This window comes from Jatrophihabitans sp., assembly GCF_046262535.1.
Classification (GTDB): domain Bacteria; phylum Actinomycetota; class Actinomycetes; order Mycobacteriales; family Jatrophihabitantaceae; genus Jatrophihabitans.
The window spans coordinates 1-17,273 of record NZ_JBHEMO010000064.1; the positions used below are offsets into that span (position 1 = coordinate 1).

Below are 17,273 nucleotides of genomic sequence, written 5' to 3' on the forward strand. Positions count from 1 at the left end.
TGCACATAGACCTCAGGGTCGTTGACGTCGAAGTCCGCGGGGAGCTGGGGCACTGGCACGCCGGCCTCCTGGTTCGGTCGATCGCAGAGAATCTGCAACACGTTCTACTTGCATTGAAGCATAAGCCGCGGCGCAGAGTGAAGAGTTGCATCGGCATCTGTTGCGACCGGATAGAAACATGTTCTACTTTGGCTGGACAGCCGGAGCGGCGACGACGAGAGGGCGCGAGCAGTGGGTTCTGCGGTGATCGTGGAGGCTGTGCGCACTCCGATCGGACGGCGCAACGGCTGGCTGGCGGGCCTGCATGCGGCCGAGGTACTAGGCGCGGCCCAGAAAGCCCTCGTCGAGCGCGCCGGAATCGATCCCGCGCTCGTCGAGCAGGTCGCCGGCGGTTGCGTCACCCAGGCCGGGGAGCAGTCCAACAACGTCACCCGCACCGCCTGGCTGAGCTCAGGGCTGCCCTGGCAGACGGGCACGTTCACGATCGACGCGCAGTGCGGGTCGGCCCAGCAGGCCAACCACCTCGTGGCCGGGCTCATCGCGGCCGGGGCCATCGATGTCGGCATCGCGTGCGGCGTCGAGGCGATGTCGCGCGTCCCGCTCGGCGCCAATCGCGGCGAGACCGGCTCACCTCGGCCGGACTCGTGGGACATCGACATGCCCAACCAGTTCCTCGCGGCCGAGCGGATCGCCGAGCGGCGCCACCTCACCCGCGAACAGCTCGACGCCTTCGGCCTGGCCTCGCAGCGCAAAGCCAAGCAGGCGTGGGACGCCGGCCACTTCGAGCGCGAGGTAGCGCCCATAGAGACGCCCGTCCTGGACGAGGACGGCAAGCCGACGGGCGAGACGCGCACCGTCACCCGCGACCAAGGGCTGCGCGACACGACGGCCGAGGGGCTGGCCGGGCTCAAGCCGGTGTACGACGGAGCCCGGCACACCGCGGGCACGTCCTCACAGATCTCCGACGGCGCGGCCGCCGTGCTGCTGATGGACGAAGACCGCGCCCGGGCCCTCGGGCTCACGCCGCGCGCCCGGATCGTCAGCCAGTGCCTCGTCGGCGCCGAGCCGTACTACCACCTCGACGGTCCCGTGCAGGCGACGACGCGACTGCTCGAGCGCAGCGGGATGACGATCAACGACTTCGACCTGTTCGAGGTCAACGAGGCGTTCGCCTCGGTCCCGATGTCGTGGCTGCAGGTGCACGGCGCCGACCCGGAGAAGCTGAACGTCAACGGCGGCGCCATCGCGATCGGGCATCCGGTGGGCAGCACGGGCTCGCGCCTGATCACCACGGCACTGCACGAACTGGAGCGGCGCGACGGCAGCACCGCCCTGATCACGATGTGCGCCGGTGGCGCGCTGTCCACCGGCACCATCATCGAGAGGATCTGACATGAGCAACGATTCCAGCGGACTGACCGACGTCATCGCCGCGCCGGCGGACAAGATCATCGAGGCGCTCACCGACTTCGAGACCTTCCCCGACTGGCAGGCCGCGGTGCTCGAGTGCGAGGTCCTCGAGCGCGACTCCGACGGCCGCGGATCGCTCGTGCGGATGAAGGTCGACGCCAAGGTGCGCAAGGTCGACTACGTCGTGCGCTACAGCTACGACCTGCCCAACAGCCTGAGCTGGGCGCAGGTCAGCGGCGACCTGAAGGAGAACACCGGCGTGTACACCTTCTCGCCCCGTGACGACGGGTCCACCGACGTCACCGTCGACATCGTGGCCGAGGTGGGATTCTTCGTACCCGGTCCGATGAAGAAACTGATCCGTGAGCAATCGCTGAAGAACTCGCTGCGCGAGCTGAAGAAGCACGTCGCCGTCTGAGCCTCGTCAGCTGACCCGTCGCAACCCACCGATGCCCGGCCGCCGGAGCAGCGGCAGCCCGAGCAGGAGCATGCCCGCGAGCAGGAGGAACGCCGCGGCGGGACGGTGCACGAGCACCTGGACCAGCAACGCAGCGACGAGCCCGGCCGCGTTGCCGGCCAGCCACACGAGCGCGCTGGCCGTGCCGCCGGCGGCACCGGCCCGGCGCTCGGCCAACTCGAGCACGATCGGCAGATCGGTGAGCAGCAGGATCCCGAGGACGATGGCCACAGCCAGTCCGGTTCCGACGCCGGGCAGCGCCGCCAGCAGAACCAACCCCGACGCTCCGACGAGGACGGAGGTCAGGACGAAGCGCGCTTCCCACTGCCTGCGGGCCAGCAGCGGTGGCACCACCGAGCAGCTCGCCACGCCGGCCACCACCATCGCGAGGATCAGGTAGCCAGCCGCGTTCTCCGAGACGCCCACCGGTTCGAGCAGCGCCTGCAACCACGTGGTGAGTGCGACGAAGACACCGAAGCCCACGCAGACCAGCCCGGTCAGCCGGCGGATGTACGCGTCGGCCCACACGGCGCGCAGAGGTACCGCCGACGCCGCCCCCGCCGACCCGTTCGGCGGCCGGCGCAGGGCCAGACACAGCCCGATGCCCGCGACCAGTGACAGGACGCCCTGCACCGTCAGCAGGATCGCCAGATGACCGGAACCGAGCGCCGCGCCGAGGACGAGCGCGAGCACCATCCCGGCGAAGATGCCCGCGGACGACGCGGCGATGCCGGTCGGCCGGTCGCCCTCGCGGAGGTAGCCGGCCGACACCGCCGTCACCGCGTTGAGGACGAGGGGTTGAGCGACGGCCCCCAGGAGCTGCCCGGCGAGCACCGGCAGGTAATCGTCGCCGGCGAGCCGCAGCAGACCTCCCAGCGCGGTCAGCGCCGCACCGGTTCCCAGCCAGAGGGGCAGGTTGCGGTCGATGAGCCGGCCGGCCGGTACGGCCAGGACGACGTAGACCAGCGGGAAGATCTCGGCCAGCCAGCCGATGGCGCCCGACGAGACGCCGTAGTGCCGCGCCGCGTCGGTGGTGAAGGGCGTGTACGTCAACCACAGCATCTGGTTGGAGGCGCTCAGCGCGGCGTACGCGAGAACCGGACCCCAGCTGCCGGTCGCGCCGTCGGGAGTCCCAGCCGGCAAACCCACGCGGTCGTCAACACCCCTCGACGCGAGCCGCGGCCAGGAACGCCGGGACCTCACCCCCGCCGTGCGCGGTCAAGGTGCTGCCGCTCACGTAGGACGCCAGCGGCGAGGCCAGGAAGGCGACGCACCGGCCGATCTCGGCCGGCTCGGCCAGCCGGCCCAGCGGCACCGTCGCGCCGACCGCGGCGATCGCCGCCTCGTCGCCGTAGTGAAGGTGCGCCTGCTCGGTGCGCACCATGCCCGCGACGACCGAGTTCACCCGCACCTTGGGCGCCCACTCCACGGCCAGGGACGCCACCAGGTTGTCCAATCCGGCCTTGGCGGCGCCGTAGGCCGCCGTACCCGGTGACGCCCGGTGGCCGCTGACGCTGCTGACCATCACGATCGAGCCGCCCGTCGCCTGGCGCTGCATCACCGAGTTCGCCGCCTGCGCGACGATCAACGGGGCGAGCAGATTCAGTTCGACAACCTTGGCGTGCAACCGCGGGCTGGCCGTGGCCGCGTCCGTGTGCGGCGCTCCCCCGGCGTTGTTGACGACGAGATCGAGGCTGCCGTGCCGTGCGACGACGGCCGTCGTCATCGCCTGCACCTGCTCAGGATCGCGAACGTCGCACGCGTGGAACTCGACGCCCGGCACGTCGTCCTCCGGCCGGCGCCGGGCACAGGCGATCACGGTCGCCCCGGCCTCCACCAGCACCTCGCTGATGCCCCGCCCGACCCCGCGGACGCCGCCGGTCACCACGGCGATCGCACCGCCGAGCCCGAGGTCCACGTCTGCTAACCTACCAAGCACTTGCTTGTTTCGGGAAGGCGGCGTCGATGGGCATCAGCACGTCCTCCGAAGGGGGCGGGATCACCCTCGTCACCGTCGACTACCCGCCGGTCAACGCCGTGCCCGTCCAGGGCTGGTTCGACCTGGCCGACGCGGTCCGCGACGCCGGACGGGATCCGGCCACGCACGTCGTCGTCCTGCGGGCCGAGGGCCGCGGCTTCAACGCCGGGGTCGACATCAAGGAGATGCAGCGCACGAGCGGTTTCGACGCGCTGATCGGAGCCAATCGCGGCTGCTACGCCGCGTTCGCGGCCGTCTACGACTGCCCGGTTCCCGTCATTGCCGCCGTGCAGGGTTTCTGCCTCGGGGGCGGGATCGGTCTGGTCGGCAACGCCGACGTCGTCGTGGCCTCCGACGACGCCACTTTCGGGCTGCCCGAGGTCGATCGCGGGGCACTCGGCGCCGCCACCCACCTCGCCCGGCTCGTCCCCCAGCACCTCATGCGGGCGCTCTACTTCACCGCGTCGACCGTCGATGCTGCCACGCTGCAGCACCACGGATCGGTGTACCGCGTCGTGCCGCGAGCCGATCTGGACGAGACCGCGCTCGCCGTCGCCCGGGACATCGCCGTCAAGGACACCCGCGTCATCCGCGCGGCGAAGGAAGCGCTCAACGGCATCGACGGGCAAGACGTGCACCGCAGCTACCGCTACGAACAGGGCTTCACCTTCGAGCTCAACCTGGCCGGCGTGGCCGACGAGCACCGCGACGCGTTCGTCGGCGGCAACCAGTGAGCGACAAGACCACGTCGGTGGACGAGGCGGTTGCCGGGCTGCACGACGGCATGACGATCGGCATCGGTGGCTGGGGTTCGCGGCGCAAACCCATGGCCTTGATCCGGGCGATCCTGCGCACCCCGGTTCGCGATCTCACGGTGGTCTCGTTCGGCGGCCCGGACGTGGGGCTGCTCTGTGCAGCCGGCAAGGTCCGCGAACTGGTCTTCGGCTTCGTCTCGCTCGACTCGGTCCCCTACGACCCGCACTTCGCCCGTGCCCGCCAGACCGGAGCGATCACGGTCCGCGAGGTCGACGAGGGCATGGTGGTGGCCGGGCTGCGCGCCGCCGCCCAGCGGCTGCCGTTTCTGCCGATCCGCGCCGGGCTCGGCTCCGACGTGCTGACGTACTACCCGGGCATCAGAACCGTTCGTTCCCCCTACGACGACGAGGAGGAACTCGTCGCCATGCCGGCGCTGAACCTCGACATGGCTCTCGTCCACCTCAACCGGGCCGATGTCTCCGGCAACGCCGCCTATCTCGGACCCGACCCCTACTTCGACGACCTCTTCTGCCTGGCCGCCGAGCACCGCGTGGTGTCGTGCGAGCAGGTGGTGTCGACGGCCGAACTGGTCGCCGCCGCCCCGCCGCAGGCGCTGCTAATCAATCGCATGATGGTCGACGCCGTGGTCGAGACTCCGAACGGCGCGCATTTCACGTCGTGCGCGCCGGACTACGGCCGGGACGAGGCGTTCCAGCGCAGCTATGCCACCGCGGCGGGCGACGAGGACGCGTGGCCCGCGTTCGCCGGCACCTATCTGGCCGGCGACGAGGCGACGTACCAGTCGGCGATCGGAGTGCCCGCATGACCGGGTTCACCCGCGCGGACGTGTGTGCCGTCGCGTGCGCCGACCTGTTCGCCGACGACGGCGAGATCCTGGCCAGCCCGATGGGCACCATGCCCTCCATCGGCGCCCGCCTGGCCCGGCTGACCGGCAATCCCGACCTGCTGATCTCCGACGGCGAGGCGTTCCTCCTGGCCGAGACACCGCCGATCGGCGGCAGCGCGCCGCTCGAGGGCTGGCTGCCGTACCGCAAGGTCTTCGACGTGGTCGCCGCCGGCACGCGGCACGTCGTCATGGGCGCCAACCAGGTGGACCGGTTCGGTAACCAGAACATCTCCTGCCTGGGCGATCACGCGCAGCCCACGCGGCAGATGTTCGGCGCCCGCGGAGCGCCGGGCAACACCGTCAACCACCGGACGAGCTACTGGGTGGCCAAGCACGTTCCCCGCGTCTTCGTCGAGTCGGTCGACTTCGCCTCGGGCGTGGGCTACGACCGCGCGGTCGACGCCGCCGGCCGCTTCCACGACCTGTTCCGGGTCGTCACCAACCTCGCCGTCCTCGACTTCGCCACCCCCGACCACGCCATGCGCATCGCCTCGGTGCACCCCGGCGTGACCGTCGAACAGGTGCAGGCCGAGACCGGATTCCCGCTGGTCGCCGACGACGTACCGACCACCCGCGAGCCGACCGACGAGGAACTCAAGCTGCTGCGCGGGGTGCTCGACCCGAACGGTTACCGCGAGAAGGAGGTGCCCTCGTGAGGACGGCATTGACCGAGCTGGTCGGTGTCCGGCACCCCGTCGTCCAGACCGGAATGGGCTGGGTCGCCGGGCCGCGGCTCGTCGCCGGGACCGCCGAGGCCGGTGGCTTGGGCATCCTGGCCAGTGCGACCATGACCTTCGACGAGTTGGTCGTCGCGATCGACGAGACCAAGGCCCGGACGTCGCAACCGTTCGGGGTGAACCTCCGCGCCGATGCCGCCGACGCATCGGACCGGGTGGATCTGCTCATCGAACGCGGCGTGCGGGTCGCGTCGTTCGCACTCGCCCCAAAGCAGGAGTTGATCGAGCGGCTCAAGGCGGCCGGGTCGGTCGTCATCCCCTCCATCGGCGCGGCCAAGCATGCCCGCAAGGTCGCCGACTGGGGCGCCGATGCCGTCATCGTGCAGGGCGGCGAGGGCGGCGGGCACACCGGTGGCGTCGCCACCACCCTCCTGCTGCCGTCGGTGCTCGACGCGGTCGACATCCCCGTCATCGCGGCGGGCGGCTTCTTCGACGGGCGCGGGCTGGCCGCCGCGCTGTCCTACGGCGCCGCGGGAGTGGCCATGGGCACCCGCTTCCTGCTCACTCGCGAGAGCACCGTGCCCGACGAGGTCAAGCGCCTCTACCTGGAGCGCGGCCTGGACGGCACCGTCGTCACCACCCGCGTCGACGGCATGCCCCACCGCGTGCTGCGCACCGAGTTGGTCGAGCACCTGGAGCGCTCGAGCCGCGTGGTCGGGCTGTACCACGCCGTCCGCAATGCCGAGCGGTTCCAGCGGATGACGAAGCTGCGCTGGCGCGACATGATCAGTGAAGGGCTGGCGACGAAGCACGGCAAGGAACAGACCTGGTCACAGATGATCATGGCGGCCAACACGCCGATGCTGTTGCGGGCCGGGCTCGTCGAGGGCGACACGCAGGCAGGGGTGCTGGCCAGCGGTCAGGTGGTCGGCATGCTCGACGACCTGCCCAGCTGCCGGGACCTGATCGAGAGCATCGTCGCCGAGGCCGAGGCGATCATCGCCAAGCTGCCGTCCGTCCTCGACTGATCCGTTCACCAGCCGAGTTCGTGCAACCGATCGTCACTGATCCCGAAATGGTGCCCGACCTCGTGGACGACGGTCGTGCGTACCTCACGGATCACGTCGGCCTCGGTGTCGCAGTGCGCGCAGATCGCGCGCCGGTAGATCGTGATCTTGTCGGGCAGGACGGCCGAGTAGTCCGAGAGCCGCTCGGTGAGCGGGATGCCTTCGTACAGGCCGAGCAGTTGTAGGTCGTCGCCGTCCTCGACGACAACGACGACGTTGCGCATCGTCGCGGCCAGCTCGGGCGGCAGGGTGTCGAGCGCCTCGCCGACCATCTCCTCGAAGCGCTCCTCGCCGATGTCGATCATCAGCCGGCGGCGGAGCTCACGCCGCCCGGCAGGCCGGGCAGACGCCGAACAGCTCGACGGTGTGGTCGACCTCGGCGTAGCCGTGCTCACGCGCGACCTCGCCGGCCCAGCGCTCGACGGCGCGCCCCTCGATCTGCTCGGTGCGCCCGCACCGTCGACAGACCAGGTGGTGATGGTGCCGGTCCCCGGCGTCGCCGCAGAAGCGGTAGGTCGCCTCGCCGTCCGGTGTGTGGATGACGTCGACGACACCGTCCTCGACCAGCGACTGGAGGTGCCGATAGACCGTCGACAGCCCGACCGACCCGCCGGCGGCCCGCAGCACCGCATACACGTCCTGCGCGCTGCGGAAACCGCCGGCCGTCGCCAGCGCGTCGCGCACCGCGGCGCCCTGCTTGGTCGCGCGCTGCCGAGGAGTCACCCGCCCACTCTATCGGTAATCGTTACCAACGCGGCGGCACGGTCAGGCGTACTCGGCCACCGGCGGGCAGGCGCAGACCAGGTTGCGGTCGCCGAACGCGCCGTCGATCCGCCGTACCGGGGCCCAGTACTTCGAGCGCGGGTCGACACCAGCCGGATAGGCCGCCTCGGTGCGGGAGTACGGGTGATCCCAGTCCTCCGCGATCGACTCGGCGGTGTGCGGCGCGTTGTGCAGCGGGTTGTCATCGGCCGGCCATTCGCCGGCCGCGACGCGATCGATTTCACCCTTGATGGCGATCATTGCCGCCACGAAGCGGTCGAGCTCGTGCAGGTCTTCGGACTCGGTCGGCTCGACCATCAGCGTGCCCGCGACCGGGAACGACATGGTCGGCGCGTGGAAGCCGTAGTCGATCAGCCGCTTGGCGACGTCGTCGACGGTGACGCCGGTCTCGCGGGTGATGGCGCGCATATCGAGGATGCATTCGTGGGCCACCAGTCCGTGGCCGCCCGAGTACAGAGTCGGGAAGTGGTCGGCGAGGCGCTTGGCCACATAGTTGGCGGCGAGGATCGCGGCACCGGTGGCCGCGGTCAGCCCGTCCGGCCCCATGAGCCGGATGTAGGCCCAGGTGATCGGCAGGATCGACGCCGAGCCCCAGGGCGCGGCCGAGATCGCGCCGGGACCGGTCTGCGGGCCGGCCAGCGGCTGCAACGCGTGGTTGGGCAGGTAGGGCGCCAGGTGGGCGCGCACGGCGACCGGACCCACGCCGGGGCCGCCGCCGCCGTGCGGGATACAGAACGTCTTGTGCAGGTTGAGGTGCGAGACGTCTGCGCCGAACTTGCCCGGGCGGGCCAGGCCGACCATCGCGTTGAGGTTGGCGCCGTCGACATAGACCTGGCCGCCGGCGTCATGCACGAGCGCGCAGATCTCGCCGATGTGATCCTCGAAGACCCCGTGGGTGGACGGGTAGGTGACCATGATCGCGGCGAGGGTGTCGGCGTGCTCGGCGATCTTGGCCTTGAGGTCGTCGATGTCGATCTCGCCCTGGTCGCCGCTCGTCTTGACGACCACGACCCGCATCCCGGCCATCACCGCGCTGGCCGCGTTCGTCCCGTGGGCAGACGCCGGGATGAGGCAGACGTCGCGGTGCTCGTGGTCGTTGGCGCGGTGGTATTCGTGGATGGCGAGCAGGCCGGCGAACTCACCCTGTGACCCGGCGTTGGGCTGCAGGGAGACGGCGTCGTACCCGGTGATCTCGGTGAGCCAGTTCTGCAGATCGGTGAACAGCTGCAGGTAGCCGTCGAACTGGCCCTCGGGGGCGAACGGGTGGATGTCGGCGAATCCCGGATTGGTGACGGGCTCCATCTCCGTCGTGCCGTTCAGCTTCATCGTGCACGAGCCGAGCGGGATCATTCCGCGGTCGAGCGCGTAGTCGCGGTCGGCGAGCCGGCGCAGGTAGCGCAGCATCGCCGTCTCCGGGTGATGGGCCGAGAACACCGGGTGGGTGAGGAACTCCGAGGTCCGCGCGTGCGGGATCTCGGTGTCGGTGTCGAGGCCGTCGACGTCATCGTCGCCCAGCGAGACGCCGAAGGCGGCCCAGACCGAGGCGATGTGAGCGCGGGTGGTGGCCTCGTCGCAGGTGACGCCGACCGTGTCGCCGTCGACCAGACGCAGGTTGATGCCGGCCTGGCGCGCGGCCGCCACCACGGCGGCGGCGCGGCCGGGAACCGAGGCCGTGACCGTGTCGAAGAACGGACCGTCGGCGATCTCGACCCCACCGTCGCGCAGACCGGCGGCCAGGATCGATGCGAACCGGTGGACGCGCCGGGCGATCGCTCGGAGGCCGTCCGGCCCGTGATAGACGGCGTACATGCTGGCGATGACGGCCAGGAGGACCTGCGCGGTGCAGATGTTGCTGGTGGCCTTCTCGCGGCGGATGTGCTGCTCGCGGGTCTGCAGCGCCAACCGGTAGGCCGGCGCGCCGTCAGCGTCGACCGAGACTCCGACCAGCCGGCCGGGGAGCTGCCTCTCGAGGCCCGTGCGCACCGACAGGTAGCCGGCGTGCGGGCCGCCGAATCCGAGCGGCACGCCGAAGCGCTGGGTGTTGCCGACCGCCACGTCGGCGCCCGCCTCGCCCGGTGACGTCACGAGCGTCAGGGCGAGCAGATCGGCGGCCACGACGAGCAGGGCGCCCCGCTCGTGGACCGCGTCGGCAAAGGGGCGCAGGTCGCGGATCGCGCCGGTCGCGCCGGGGTACTGCGCCAGCACGCCGAAGACGCCTCCCTCGGGCAGCGGGGTGTCGAGATCGTGCACGACGACGCGCAGCCCCAGCGGCACCGCGCGGGTGCGGACGACGTCCAGCGTCTGGGGAAGGACGTCGGCATCGACGACGAACGTGTCACCGGACTTGGCCGCACGGTAGGCACGGTGGGTCAGGGCCATGGCTTCGGCCGCCGCGGTGGCCTCGTCCAGCACCGAGGCGCCGGCCACGGGCAGGCCGGTGAGATCCTCGACCATGGTCTGGAAGTTGATCAGCGCTTCGAGCCGACCCTGGCTGATCTCGGGCTGGTAGGGCGTGTAGGCGGTGTACCAGGCGGGGTTCTCGAGCACGTTACGGCGGATCACCGGCGGGGTGATGGTGCCGTGGTAGCCCAGGCCGATCATCGAGGTGAGCGGCTGGTTGCGGTCGGCCAATACCCGCAGTTCGGCGGCGACCTCCGCCTCCGTGGCGGCCGGCGGCAGCGCCAGGGCGAGCTTCTCGCGGATGGACGCCGGAATTGCGTCGGCCAGCAGGTCGTCGAGCGACGCGTAGCCGAGTGTGTCGAGCATCCGCTGCTGGGAGTCGGCGTCGGTGCCGATGTGCCGCGAAACGAAGGGGCCGTGCCGCTCGAGATCGGAAAGCGAGGTCATCGTCGGGTGCGCTCCAGGATCCGGGTCGACACCGTCACCTTTCGGTGACAGCTTCCCCGTCTGTCGGGAGTGCCCCTCCAGAGTGGCCTTCCTCATGCGGTCCGGGTGCCTGAGAGGTTCCGGGGATGTTGCCCCTTCGGCGCCGGCCACACCCGCGTGCGCGGTGCGGTTCGGCTCTCCCACATGCGGTCTTCAGCCGTCTTCCACGGTACCAGCGAACCAGGACCGCCTTCCCACCCGACATGGTTGATGGGGGACGAAATCTTCAACCACACGAGGCGGGGAGACGCAGGGTCAGGCGGTGGCGCTGCGCTGCTGGCGCCGGCGGGCCAACTCGTCGTTCGGGTTGGGCTCGGCCAGTTCCGCCTCAGCGCCGTCGGCCCGCTCGCCGGGCAGCTGGGCCAGCGATCCGCGCAGCTCGCGCAGTGCCCCGCTGACAGCGATGCCGAACACGCCCTGACCTCCGCGCAGCAGGTCGACGACCTCTTCCGACGAGGTGCACTCGTACACCGACGTGCCGTCGGACAGCAGCGTCACCTGGGCCAGGTCGTCCACGCCACGCAACCGCAGCGCATCGACGGCGACTCGGATGTTCTGCAGTGATACGCCGGCGTCGAGCAGCCGCTTGACGACCTTGAGGACGAGAATGTCCTTGAACGAGTAGAGCCGCTGGCTGCCCGAGCCGGTGGCGCTGCGGATCGTCGGAACGACGAGGTCGGTACGCGCCCAGTAGTCCAGCTGGCGATAGGTTATGCCGGCGGCCGAGCAGGCGGTCGGGCCGCGGTAGCCGATGACGGCATCGGACGCGGACGGATCGGCAAAAAGCGCGCCCTGCTCCGGAAGTTCCTCGTCCACAACCCCGCCTTTCGCCCGCGCACGCCCCGGAAACTCGCCAGAGAATTTCACGGTCGTGATTCGCTTGTCCCGACGGTAGGTCGACGCTGCGATCCGGTCAATCCGCCACGCCGACTTGTTAACCCTCAAGTTGAGCTTTAAGCTTCGTCGAGCCGGTCGCGGCCCATCGGGAACTCAGGCGCCGGACGCGAAGTCCTCGGGCGTGATCGTGTCGAGGAACTCCCGGAAACGCTCGACCTCGTCCTCCTGCTCGTCCGGAATCTCGATGCCCGCGGCGTCGAGGACCGCGTCCGAGCCGAGGATCTCCACCTCCGCTCGCAGGGCGAGCGCAATGGCGTCCGAGGGCCGGGCGCTGACCGTCACCCCGCCGGCGAAGCGCAGCTCGGCGTAGTACACGTCGTCGCGGAGCTCGGTGATGTGGACGGCCTCGAGCCGCGTGCCCAGCGCGGAGATGACGTCGCGCAGCAGGTCATGGGTCAGCGGGCGGACCGTCTGGACGCCCTGCTGCTGGAAGGCGATCGCGGACGCCTCGACCGCGCCGATCCAGATCGGCAGGTAGCGAATCCCGTCCTCTTCACGCAGCAGGACGACGGGCTGGTTGGCCGGCAGCTCGACCCGAACACCCACAACTCGCATCGGGTGCACGACCCACCTCCTCGACCTGACGTACGGAATCCGACGCTACACGTTTGTCGAAGCCTGGGCTCGTGTGATCAGGACCGGCCGACGACTTCCCGAAGGCCTATCTGAACCAGTGCCGCGTGCAGCCGTACGGAGAGCGCGGCCAGCTCGCGGACCGTCTCCTCGGCCCGCCCCTTGGCCTCGCTGCCACGCTGCCGCGACATCGGCCCGACCACCTGGGAGAAGAGGCCGACCTCGCGCTCGGCGGCCGTCCGGAACGCGCGCAGGTGCCGGCCCTCGAGCCCGAAGTGGGCGAGATCGGCCACGATCTTGGCCACGGCCAGCGCGTCGTCGTCGTAGTGGCCACCCGGCTTCTTGGCGACCAGGCCGAACTGTTCGAGCTCGGTCAGCTGGTCGCTGCGCAGGCCGGCCGCGTTCAGCAGTTCGTCGCGGGACAGCCGCAGGGCGGCCGGCGCGGGTCGGAAGTGTTCGGCGGTCGGTGCGTTGTCCTCGATGGACGCCACTGCGATGTGCGAGGTGCGCGGGCTGTCGGTCGACGTGCCCGGCGGCGCCAGGCCGCGGTCGATCGCGTCGAGCTGGTCCTTGATCACCCGCAGCGGCAGGTAGTGGTCGCGCTGCTGGGCCAGGACGTAGCGCAGCCGGCTGACGTCGCCGCCGGAGAACTTGCGGTAGCCCGACGGCGTGCGCTCGGGCTGGACGAGGCCCTGGTCCTCGAGGAAGCGGATCTTGCTGATCGTGAGGTCCGGGAACTCGACTTTCAGGTGGGCCAGGACATCGCCGATGGTGAGCGTTGCGGCCGAGTTGCCGCGGGCAGCGCCCAGAGACGTCATCCTCTGGCCCCGACGCCGGTGCGGACGGCTGCGGTCAGGTAGACGAGCCGGAACTTGCCGATCTGCACCTCGTCGCCGCCGGACAACGGCGCGGCATCGATCCGCTCCCGGTTGACGTAGGTGCCGTTGAGCGAACCCACGTCGTGCACGGTGTAGCCACTACCTTCGCGGCGAAATTCTGCATGCCTGCGGGACACGGTCACATCGTCCAGGAAGATGTCGCTGTCCGGGTGACGACCCGCCGAAGTCACGTCCTGGTCGAGCAGGAACCGGCTGCCCGCATTCGGACCGCGCTTGACGACCAGGAGCGCCGAGCCCGGCGTCAGCGCGTCGACCGCGCCCTGGTGCGCCTCGGGCGAGAAGTCGGAATCGACGTCGGGCACCGACCCTGTCGTGGTGATCGTCCGTGTGACATCCGCGCCGGACGCGGAGGCCGGCAGCGCGGCCCCGCAATTCGCGCAGAAGTGACTGCCGGGCAGGTTTTCTGTGCCACAAGCGGTGCAGAACACGCGCGCCACCCTTCGTGTCGGACGGTCGGCCGCTGGGCGGGACGCAGTCTCGACATTGCGGTCTCGGTCGGTGCAGCGAGCCTAGGACGGCCTCGCGGCAAGGGTCAATCGGAGCTTGAGATCCACCCGATCATCTCAGTTGATCATGAGTGGGTGGGGGTCAACCGGACAACGTGCCATAGGCACCGGCGTCGAGCAGGTCCTCCGTCTCCGTCTGGTCGGACAGCTCGATCTCGAGGATCCAGCCCTCGCCGTAGGGATCGGAGTTGATCAGCTCGGGGGTCTCGTCGAGCTTGTCGTTGCGGGCGGTCACCGTTCCGGACAGCGGCGCGTAGATGTCGGACACGCTCTTCGTCGACTCGACCTCCCCGACCGCGGCGCCCTTGGCCACCGTGGCGCCGACTTCCGGCAGCGACACGTAGACGACGTCTCCGAGAGCCTCCTGGGCGTAGTCGGTGATGCCGATCCGCACGGTCGAGCCGTCGGTCCGCACCCACTCGTGCTCGGCGGTGTACTTCAAGTTGTCGGGTACGTCGGGCATGCGGACGGGCCTCTCTCGACAGCGTGACGGACGCTCCGACCCTACCCAGTCGGTGTGGGCGGGCCTCGGTCAGTGCGACGGCCGGGCGTACTTGGGCTTGGCCACCGCGCGGGTCACGTCGACGGCCACCTTGGTGTGCTCGGCGACGGTGAGCTCGCCCCCCGCTGTGCGGACGGTGGCCGCGACGCCGCCGGGGATGTTCAGCGCGGTGTTCAGCGTCTTGGGGTCACCGATGGCGGTCATGGTGTAGGGCGCCGTGAGGATCGCGCCGTCGGCGGCGATGCTGTCGCCCGAGCCGGTGAACGAGGTCGTCGTCGTCACCCGCACCGGTCCGACCTGTATGGCCTCGGCGCCGGCGCCACGCAGTTCCTCCACGACGTCGAGCAGGTCCTCGCCGGTCAGCTTGCTGTCCGGATCAGTGACGGTCACCGAGACGCCGGGGCCGATAGCCGGCAGCGTGCCGAGCAGGATTCCCAGGGCCTTGGACTGCTCGGCCGCCTGGGTTCGCGCCGCCGCCGCCTTGTTGCCGCTGTCCTCCAACTGGGCGAGGTTTTCCTGCAGTTGCGCCTGTTGGATGCGCAGCCGGTCGGCGCGGGCGTTCTGGTTGTCGAGGATGCCGATCAGGTCGTCCTCACGCAGGCCCGAGAGCGCATCGCCGGAGGAGTTGGCATGAACCTGCACGGCGATGGCGAAGCCGAGCAGGAGGGTGAGCACGCCGATGACGGCGGCCGACGCATGCGTGCCGTGCAGCCGCCTCTTGGCGGGCTCCGGCGACGATGTAGGGGCCGGGGCCGGAGCTGGGGCCGGGGCCGGCCTCGGTCGGTCGTCGGGGCCCGATTCGTCCGGACGCGATTCGTCGGCCACGGTCACGCCCGGAACAGGTGACGACGGATGGCGGCGGCGTTGCCGAAGATGCGGATGCCGAGGACGACCACGACCGCAGTGGACAGCTGGCTGCCGACACCCAGCTTGTCGCCGAGGAAGACGATCAGGGCGGCCACCAGGACGTTGGAGATGAACGAGACCACGAACACCTTCGCGTCGAAGATGCCGTCCAGCCGGGCCCGCAGACCGCCGAAGACGGCATCGAGTGCGGCAACGACGGCGATCGGCAGGTAGGGCTCGAGCCACGTCGGCACCGTCGGGCGAAGGATGAGGCCGGCCACGATGCCGGCGATCAGCGCGAGACCGGCGATCATCGGGTTCCTCGCTTCTTCGCCGGCGGCAACCGGGCGTACCGCAGCTTGACCGGACCACTGCCGGGCAGGGTCAGCTTGTCGGACTCGCTGAAGCTGAAGCCGATCTTGTCCACCCCCACGAGCGTCTGGTACCGGCTGGCCACCGAGCTCTCTGCGAAGTTGGTCGAGAGGTCGTCGGGCGCACCGATGGCCCGGATCCGGTAGGGCGACGTTATCTGCTGGTAGTCGACGAGCACGGCCTCCCCGGCGAAGCGGATCGCACTCGTGGGCGTGAGCCGCACGTCGTTCACCGAGATCGCCTCGGCGCCGTCGTGCCAGAGCTCGTTGACGACACTGCGCACATCACGGTCGGTGAGGATAAAGGTGTTGTCGATCGGCGTGGTGCCGCCGCGCCCGGGGTCCGGGCTGGCACTCGGCGCGCTGGGCTCGCGGAGCGTCACGGTGATGCCGGGCCCCGACACCGTCTGCTGCCCCGCCTCGAGCTGGGCCAGGTCGCGGGCGGCGGAGCCGGTCTTCGGCAGGGCCTGGTCCTGGGCGGCTTCGAGCCGGCGTTCGGTGTCACCGACCCGGGCCGCGAGGGTGTTCGCAGTCTGCTCGGCATTGCGGACGCGCGTGACGAGCCGGTCGTGCACCTTCGCGGCTTCGGGGGCACCGCGGTGGGTGCGGACGTAGGCAACGACCAGCAGGAAGCCGACGAGCAGGCAGCCGGCCGCGACGGCCGCCCGGTCGTAGCGACGTGGCGGAGCGCCCGGCGCCCGACGGGCAGCGGCGTCGGCGTACCCCGGGTCGAGCGTGTTGGTGACGAGGTCCATCAACAGTCTGGCCGAGGCCAGCGCTCGATCGTCGGGCTGCGTCCGGGTCACGTCGACAGACGCACCGGGTTGCGGACGAGGCCGGCGATCTGGTGCAGGTACACGACACCGGACCACACGTAGAGCGCCGCACCCCAGATCGTGAACCCCCAGGCCGCCGGCCGGGCGATGTCGGCCAGCGTGCCGTGGTAGTTGCCGAGCAGCAGCAGCGGGAACGCGTAGAGCAGGCAGAACGTCGCGGCCTTGCCCAGGTAATGGACCTCAGGGGGCGCGTACCCCGCGCGGCGCAGCAGGGGCAGGGCCAGGCCGACGAGCAGATCGCGCCCGACGATCACGATGGCCAGCCAGAGCGGGATGATGTGGCGCAGGACGAGCCCGAGCAGGCTGGCCAGGATGTAGAGCCGGTCGGCTGCGGGGTCGAGCAGGGCGCCGAACCGGCTCATCTGGTTCAGCGCGCGGGCGAGAACGCCGTCGAGCCAGTCGGTGAAGCCGGACACCATCAGCACGACGAGGGCCCAGGCGTCGGCGTGCGGTCCGAGCAGCAGCCACAGGAAGAGTGGGACCCCGAGCAACCGCAGCACGCTCAGCGCGTTGGGGATGGTCCAGATCCGATCCGTCCCGGCGGCGGCCGTGTCGCTCACCGAAACCTCCTGAGCCGCCGTCTGCTTCTGTCGGGACGACAGGATTTGAACCTGCGACCCCCTGACCCCCAGGCAACGGGATGCCGTCTACCGGTGGCTACCGGTGACACCGTACCGCCCAATCGTGGGCCTCCCGGTGTCGGTACACACCGACACACACCCGTAGATCCGCACCCGTTGCTACACGCGTTGCTACACGCGTTGCTACAGAAGCAAGACGGCCCCGGCCGGTGTCTTCAGCACCGAGCCGAGGCCTTGATCGAACCCCTTGGATAAGAAGGAGCACGACACATGCAAAGCCTTTCACGATTCACCCATGCGCCTCGAGCGCGGCAATGAACGCCGACCAACGGCAGCGCGCC

General features: G+C 70.2%; 19 protein-coding genes, 1 pseudogene and 1 riboswitch. Of the genes and pseudogenes, 6 read left to right on the forward strand and 14 right to left on the reverse strand.

The annotated features are described in order from the left end of the window. Nucleotides 1-231 precede the first annotated feature (231 nt). Entirely contained in the window at nt 232-1,392 is a 1,161-nt protein-coding gene (locus ABR571_RS09430) for a steroid 3-ketoacyl-CoA thiolase (RefSeq protein ID WP_409452937.1), read from the forward strand. Nucleotide 1,393: 1 nt separating this feature from the next. Further along, complete coding sequence (locus ABR571_RS09435) at nt 1,394-1,828, forward strand: SRPBCC family protein (protein WP_409452938.1); 435 nt, start codon at nt 1,394-1,396, stop codon at nt 1,826-1,828. Between the two features lie 6 nt (nt 1,829-1,834). Here ABR571_RS09435 and ABR571_RS09440 read toward each other — a convergent pair whose 3' ends face one another. Both ABR571_RS09440 and ABR571_RS09445 read right to left on the reverse strand, forming a co-directional pair. Further along, on the reverse strand, nt 1,835-3,016 hold the full coding sequence (locus ABR571_RS09440) for an MFS transporter (RefSeq protein WP_409452939.1): 1,182 nt from the start codon (nt 3,014-3,016) through the stop codon (nt 1,835-1,837). Between the two features lie 7 nt (nt 3,017-3,023). Beyond that, a complete protein-coding gene (locus ABR571_RS09445; RefSeq protein ID WP_409452940.1) occupies nt 3,024-3,785 on the reverse strand; it encodes an SDR family oxidoreductase in 762 nt (253 codons plus the stop codon). Between the two features lie 47 nt (nt 3,786-3,832). Between ABR571_RS09445 and ABR571_RS09450 the strand changes: the two genes are divergently transcribed. Genes ABR571_RS09450 through ABR571_RS09465 form a run of 4 tightly spaced genes read left to right on the forward strand, consistent with a single transcriptional unit; the run spans nt 3,833 to nt 7,213 of the window. After that, complete coding sequence (locus tag ABR571_RS09450; protein ID WP_409452941.1) at nt 3,833-4,579, forward strand: enoyl-CoA hydratase family protein; 747 nt, start codon at nt 3,833-3,835, stop codon at nt 4,577-4,579. Continuing rightward, nucleotides 4,576-5,427 carry a CoA transferase subunit A gene (locus ABR571_RS09455; RefSeq protein ID WP_409452942.1) on the forward strand — a complete coding sequence of 284 codons (852 nt, stop codon included), beginning with the start codon at nt 4,576-4,578 and terminating at the stop codon, nt 5,425-5,427. The genes ABR571_RS09450 and ABR571_RS09455 overlap by 4 nt, the downstream gene beginning before the upstream one ends. Further along, on the forward strand, nt 5,424-6,164 hold the full coding sequence (locus tag ABR571_RS09460) for a CoA-transferase subunit beta (RefSeq protein ID WP_409452943.1): 741 nt from the start codon (nt 5,424-5,426) through the stop codon (nt 6,162-6,164). The genes ABR571_RS09455 and ABR571_RS09460 overlap by 4 nt, the downstream gene beginning before the upstream one ends. Continuing rightward, on the forward strand, nt 6,161-7,213 hold the full coding sequence (locus ABR571_RS09465; protein WP_409452944.1) for an NAD(P)H-dependent flavin oxidoreductase: 1,053 nt from the start codon (nt 6,161-6,163) through the stop codon (nt 7,211-7,213). The genes ABR571_RS09460 and ABR571_RS09465 overlap by 4 nt, the downstream gene beginning before the upstream one ends. 5 nt (nt 7,214-7,218) lie before the next feature. Here ABR571_RS09465 and ABR571_RS09470 read toward each other — a convergent pair whose 3' ends face one another. From ABR571_RS09470 to ABR571_RS09525, 12 genes and pseudogenes are all read right to left on the reverse strand, one after another. Then, nucleotides 7,219-7,557, reverse strand: a complete 339-nt coding sequence (locus ABR571_RS09470) for a metallopeptidase family protein (RefSeq protein WP_409452945.1) — start codon at nt 7,555-7,557, stop codon at nt 7,219-7,221. Nucleotides 7,558-7,573: 16 nt separating this feature from the next. Next, nucleotides 7,574-7,975: a Fur family transcriptional regulator gene (locus ABR571_RS09475; protein WP_409452946.1), complete on the reverse strand. Its 402-nt coding sequence runs from the start codon at nt 7,973-7,975 to the stop codon at nt 7,574-7,576. 42 nt (nt 7,976-8,017) lie between these two features. Continuing rightward, on the reverse strand, nt 8,018-10,882 hold the full coding sequence (gene gcvP / locus ABR571_RS09480) for an aminomethyl-transferring glycine dehydrogenase (RefSeq protein ID WP_409452947.1): 2,865 nt from the start codon (nt 10,880-10,882) through the stop codon (nt 8,018-8,020). A gap of 87 nt (nt 10,883-10,969) precedes the next feature. Further along, a riboswitch (glycine riboswitch) is annotated at nt 10,970-11,074 on the reverse strand. Between the two features lie 102 nt (nt 11,075-11,176). Beyond that, nucleotides 11,177-11,722, reverse strand: a pseudogene (locus ABR571_RS09485) (MerR family transcriptional regulator); the annotation flags it as partial. A 189-nt stretch (nt 11,723-11,911) separates the two neighbouring features. Continuing rightward, nucleotides 11,912-12,373: a bifunctional nuclease family protein gene (locus tag ABR571_RS09490; protein WP_409452948.1), complete on the reverse strand. Its 462-nt coding sequence runs from the start codon at nt 12,371-12,373 to the stop codon at nt 11,912-11,914. A gap of 77 nt (nt 12,374-12,450) precedes the next feature. Next, a complete protein-coding gene (locus tag ABR571_RS09495; RefSeq protein WP_409452949.1) occupies nt 12,451-13,209 on the reverse strand; it encodes a MerR family transcriptional regulator in 759 nt (252 codons plus the stop codon). After that, nucleotides 13,206-13,718 carry an FHA domain-containing protein gene (locus tag ABR571_RS09500; RefSeq protein WP_409452950.1) on the reverse strand — a complete coding sequence of 171 codons (513 nt, stop codon included), beginning with the start codon at nt 13,716-13,718 and terminating at the stop codon, nt 13,206-13,208. The genes ABR571_RS09495 and ABR571_RS09500 overlap by 4 nt, the downstream gene beginning before the upstream one ends. A gap of 160 nt (nt 13,719-13,878) precedes the next feature. Beyond that, nucleotides 13,879-14,259 carry a glycine cleavage system protein GcvH gene (gene gcvH, locus ABR571_RS09505; RefSeq protein ID WP_409452951.1) on the reverse strand — a complete coding sequence of 127 codons (381 nt, stop codon included), beginning with the start codon at nt 14,257-14,259 and terminating at the stop codon, nt 13,879-13,881. Nucleotides 14,260-14,328: 69 nt separating this feature from the next. Continuing rightward, nucleotides 14,329-14,973 carry a DUF881 domain-containing protein gene (locus ABR571_RS09510; protein ID WP_409452952.1) on the reverse strand — a complete coding sequence of 215 codons (645 nt, stop codon included), beginning with the start codon at nt 14,971-14,973 and terminating at the stop codon, nt 14,329-14,331. Between the two features lie 152 nt (nt 14,974-15,125). Next, nucleotides 15,126-15,458, reverse strand: coding sequence for a small basic family protein (locus ABR571_RS09515; RefSeq protein WP_409452953.1), 333 nt, complete (start codon nt 15,456-15,458; stop codon nt 15,126-15,128). Next, on the reverse strand, nt 15,455-16,321 hold the full coding sequence (locus tag ABR571_RS09520) for a DUF881 domain-containing protein (protein ID WP_409452954.1): 867 nt from the start codon (nt 16,319-16,321) through the stop codon (nt 15,455-15,457). The genes ABR571_RS09515 and ABR571_RS09520 overlap by 4 nt, the downstream gene beginning before the upstream one ends. Continuing rightward, nucleotides 16,318-16,911, reverse strand: coding sequence for a CDP-alcohol phosphatidyltransferase family protein (locus ABR571_RS09525; RefSeq protein WP_409452955.1), 594 nt, complete (start codon nt 16,909-16,911; stop codon nt 16,318-16,320). Before ABR571_RS09525 ends, ABR571_RS09520 begins: the two co-directional genes overlap by 4 nt. Between the last annotated feature and the right edge of the window lie 362 nt (nt 16,912-17,273).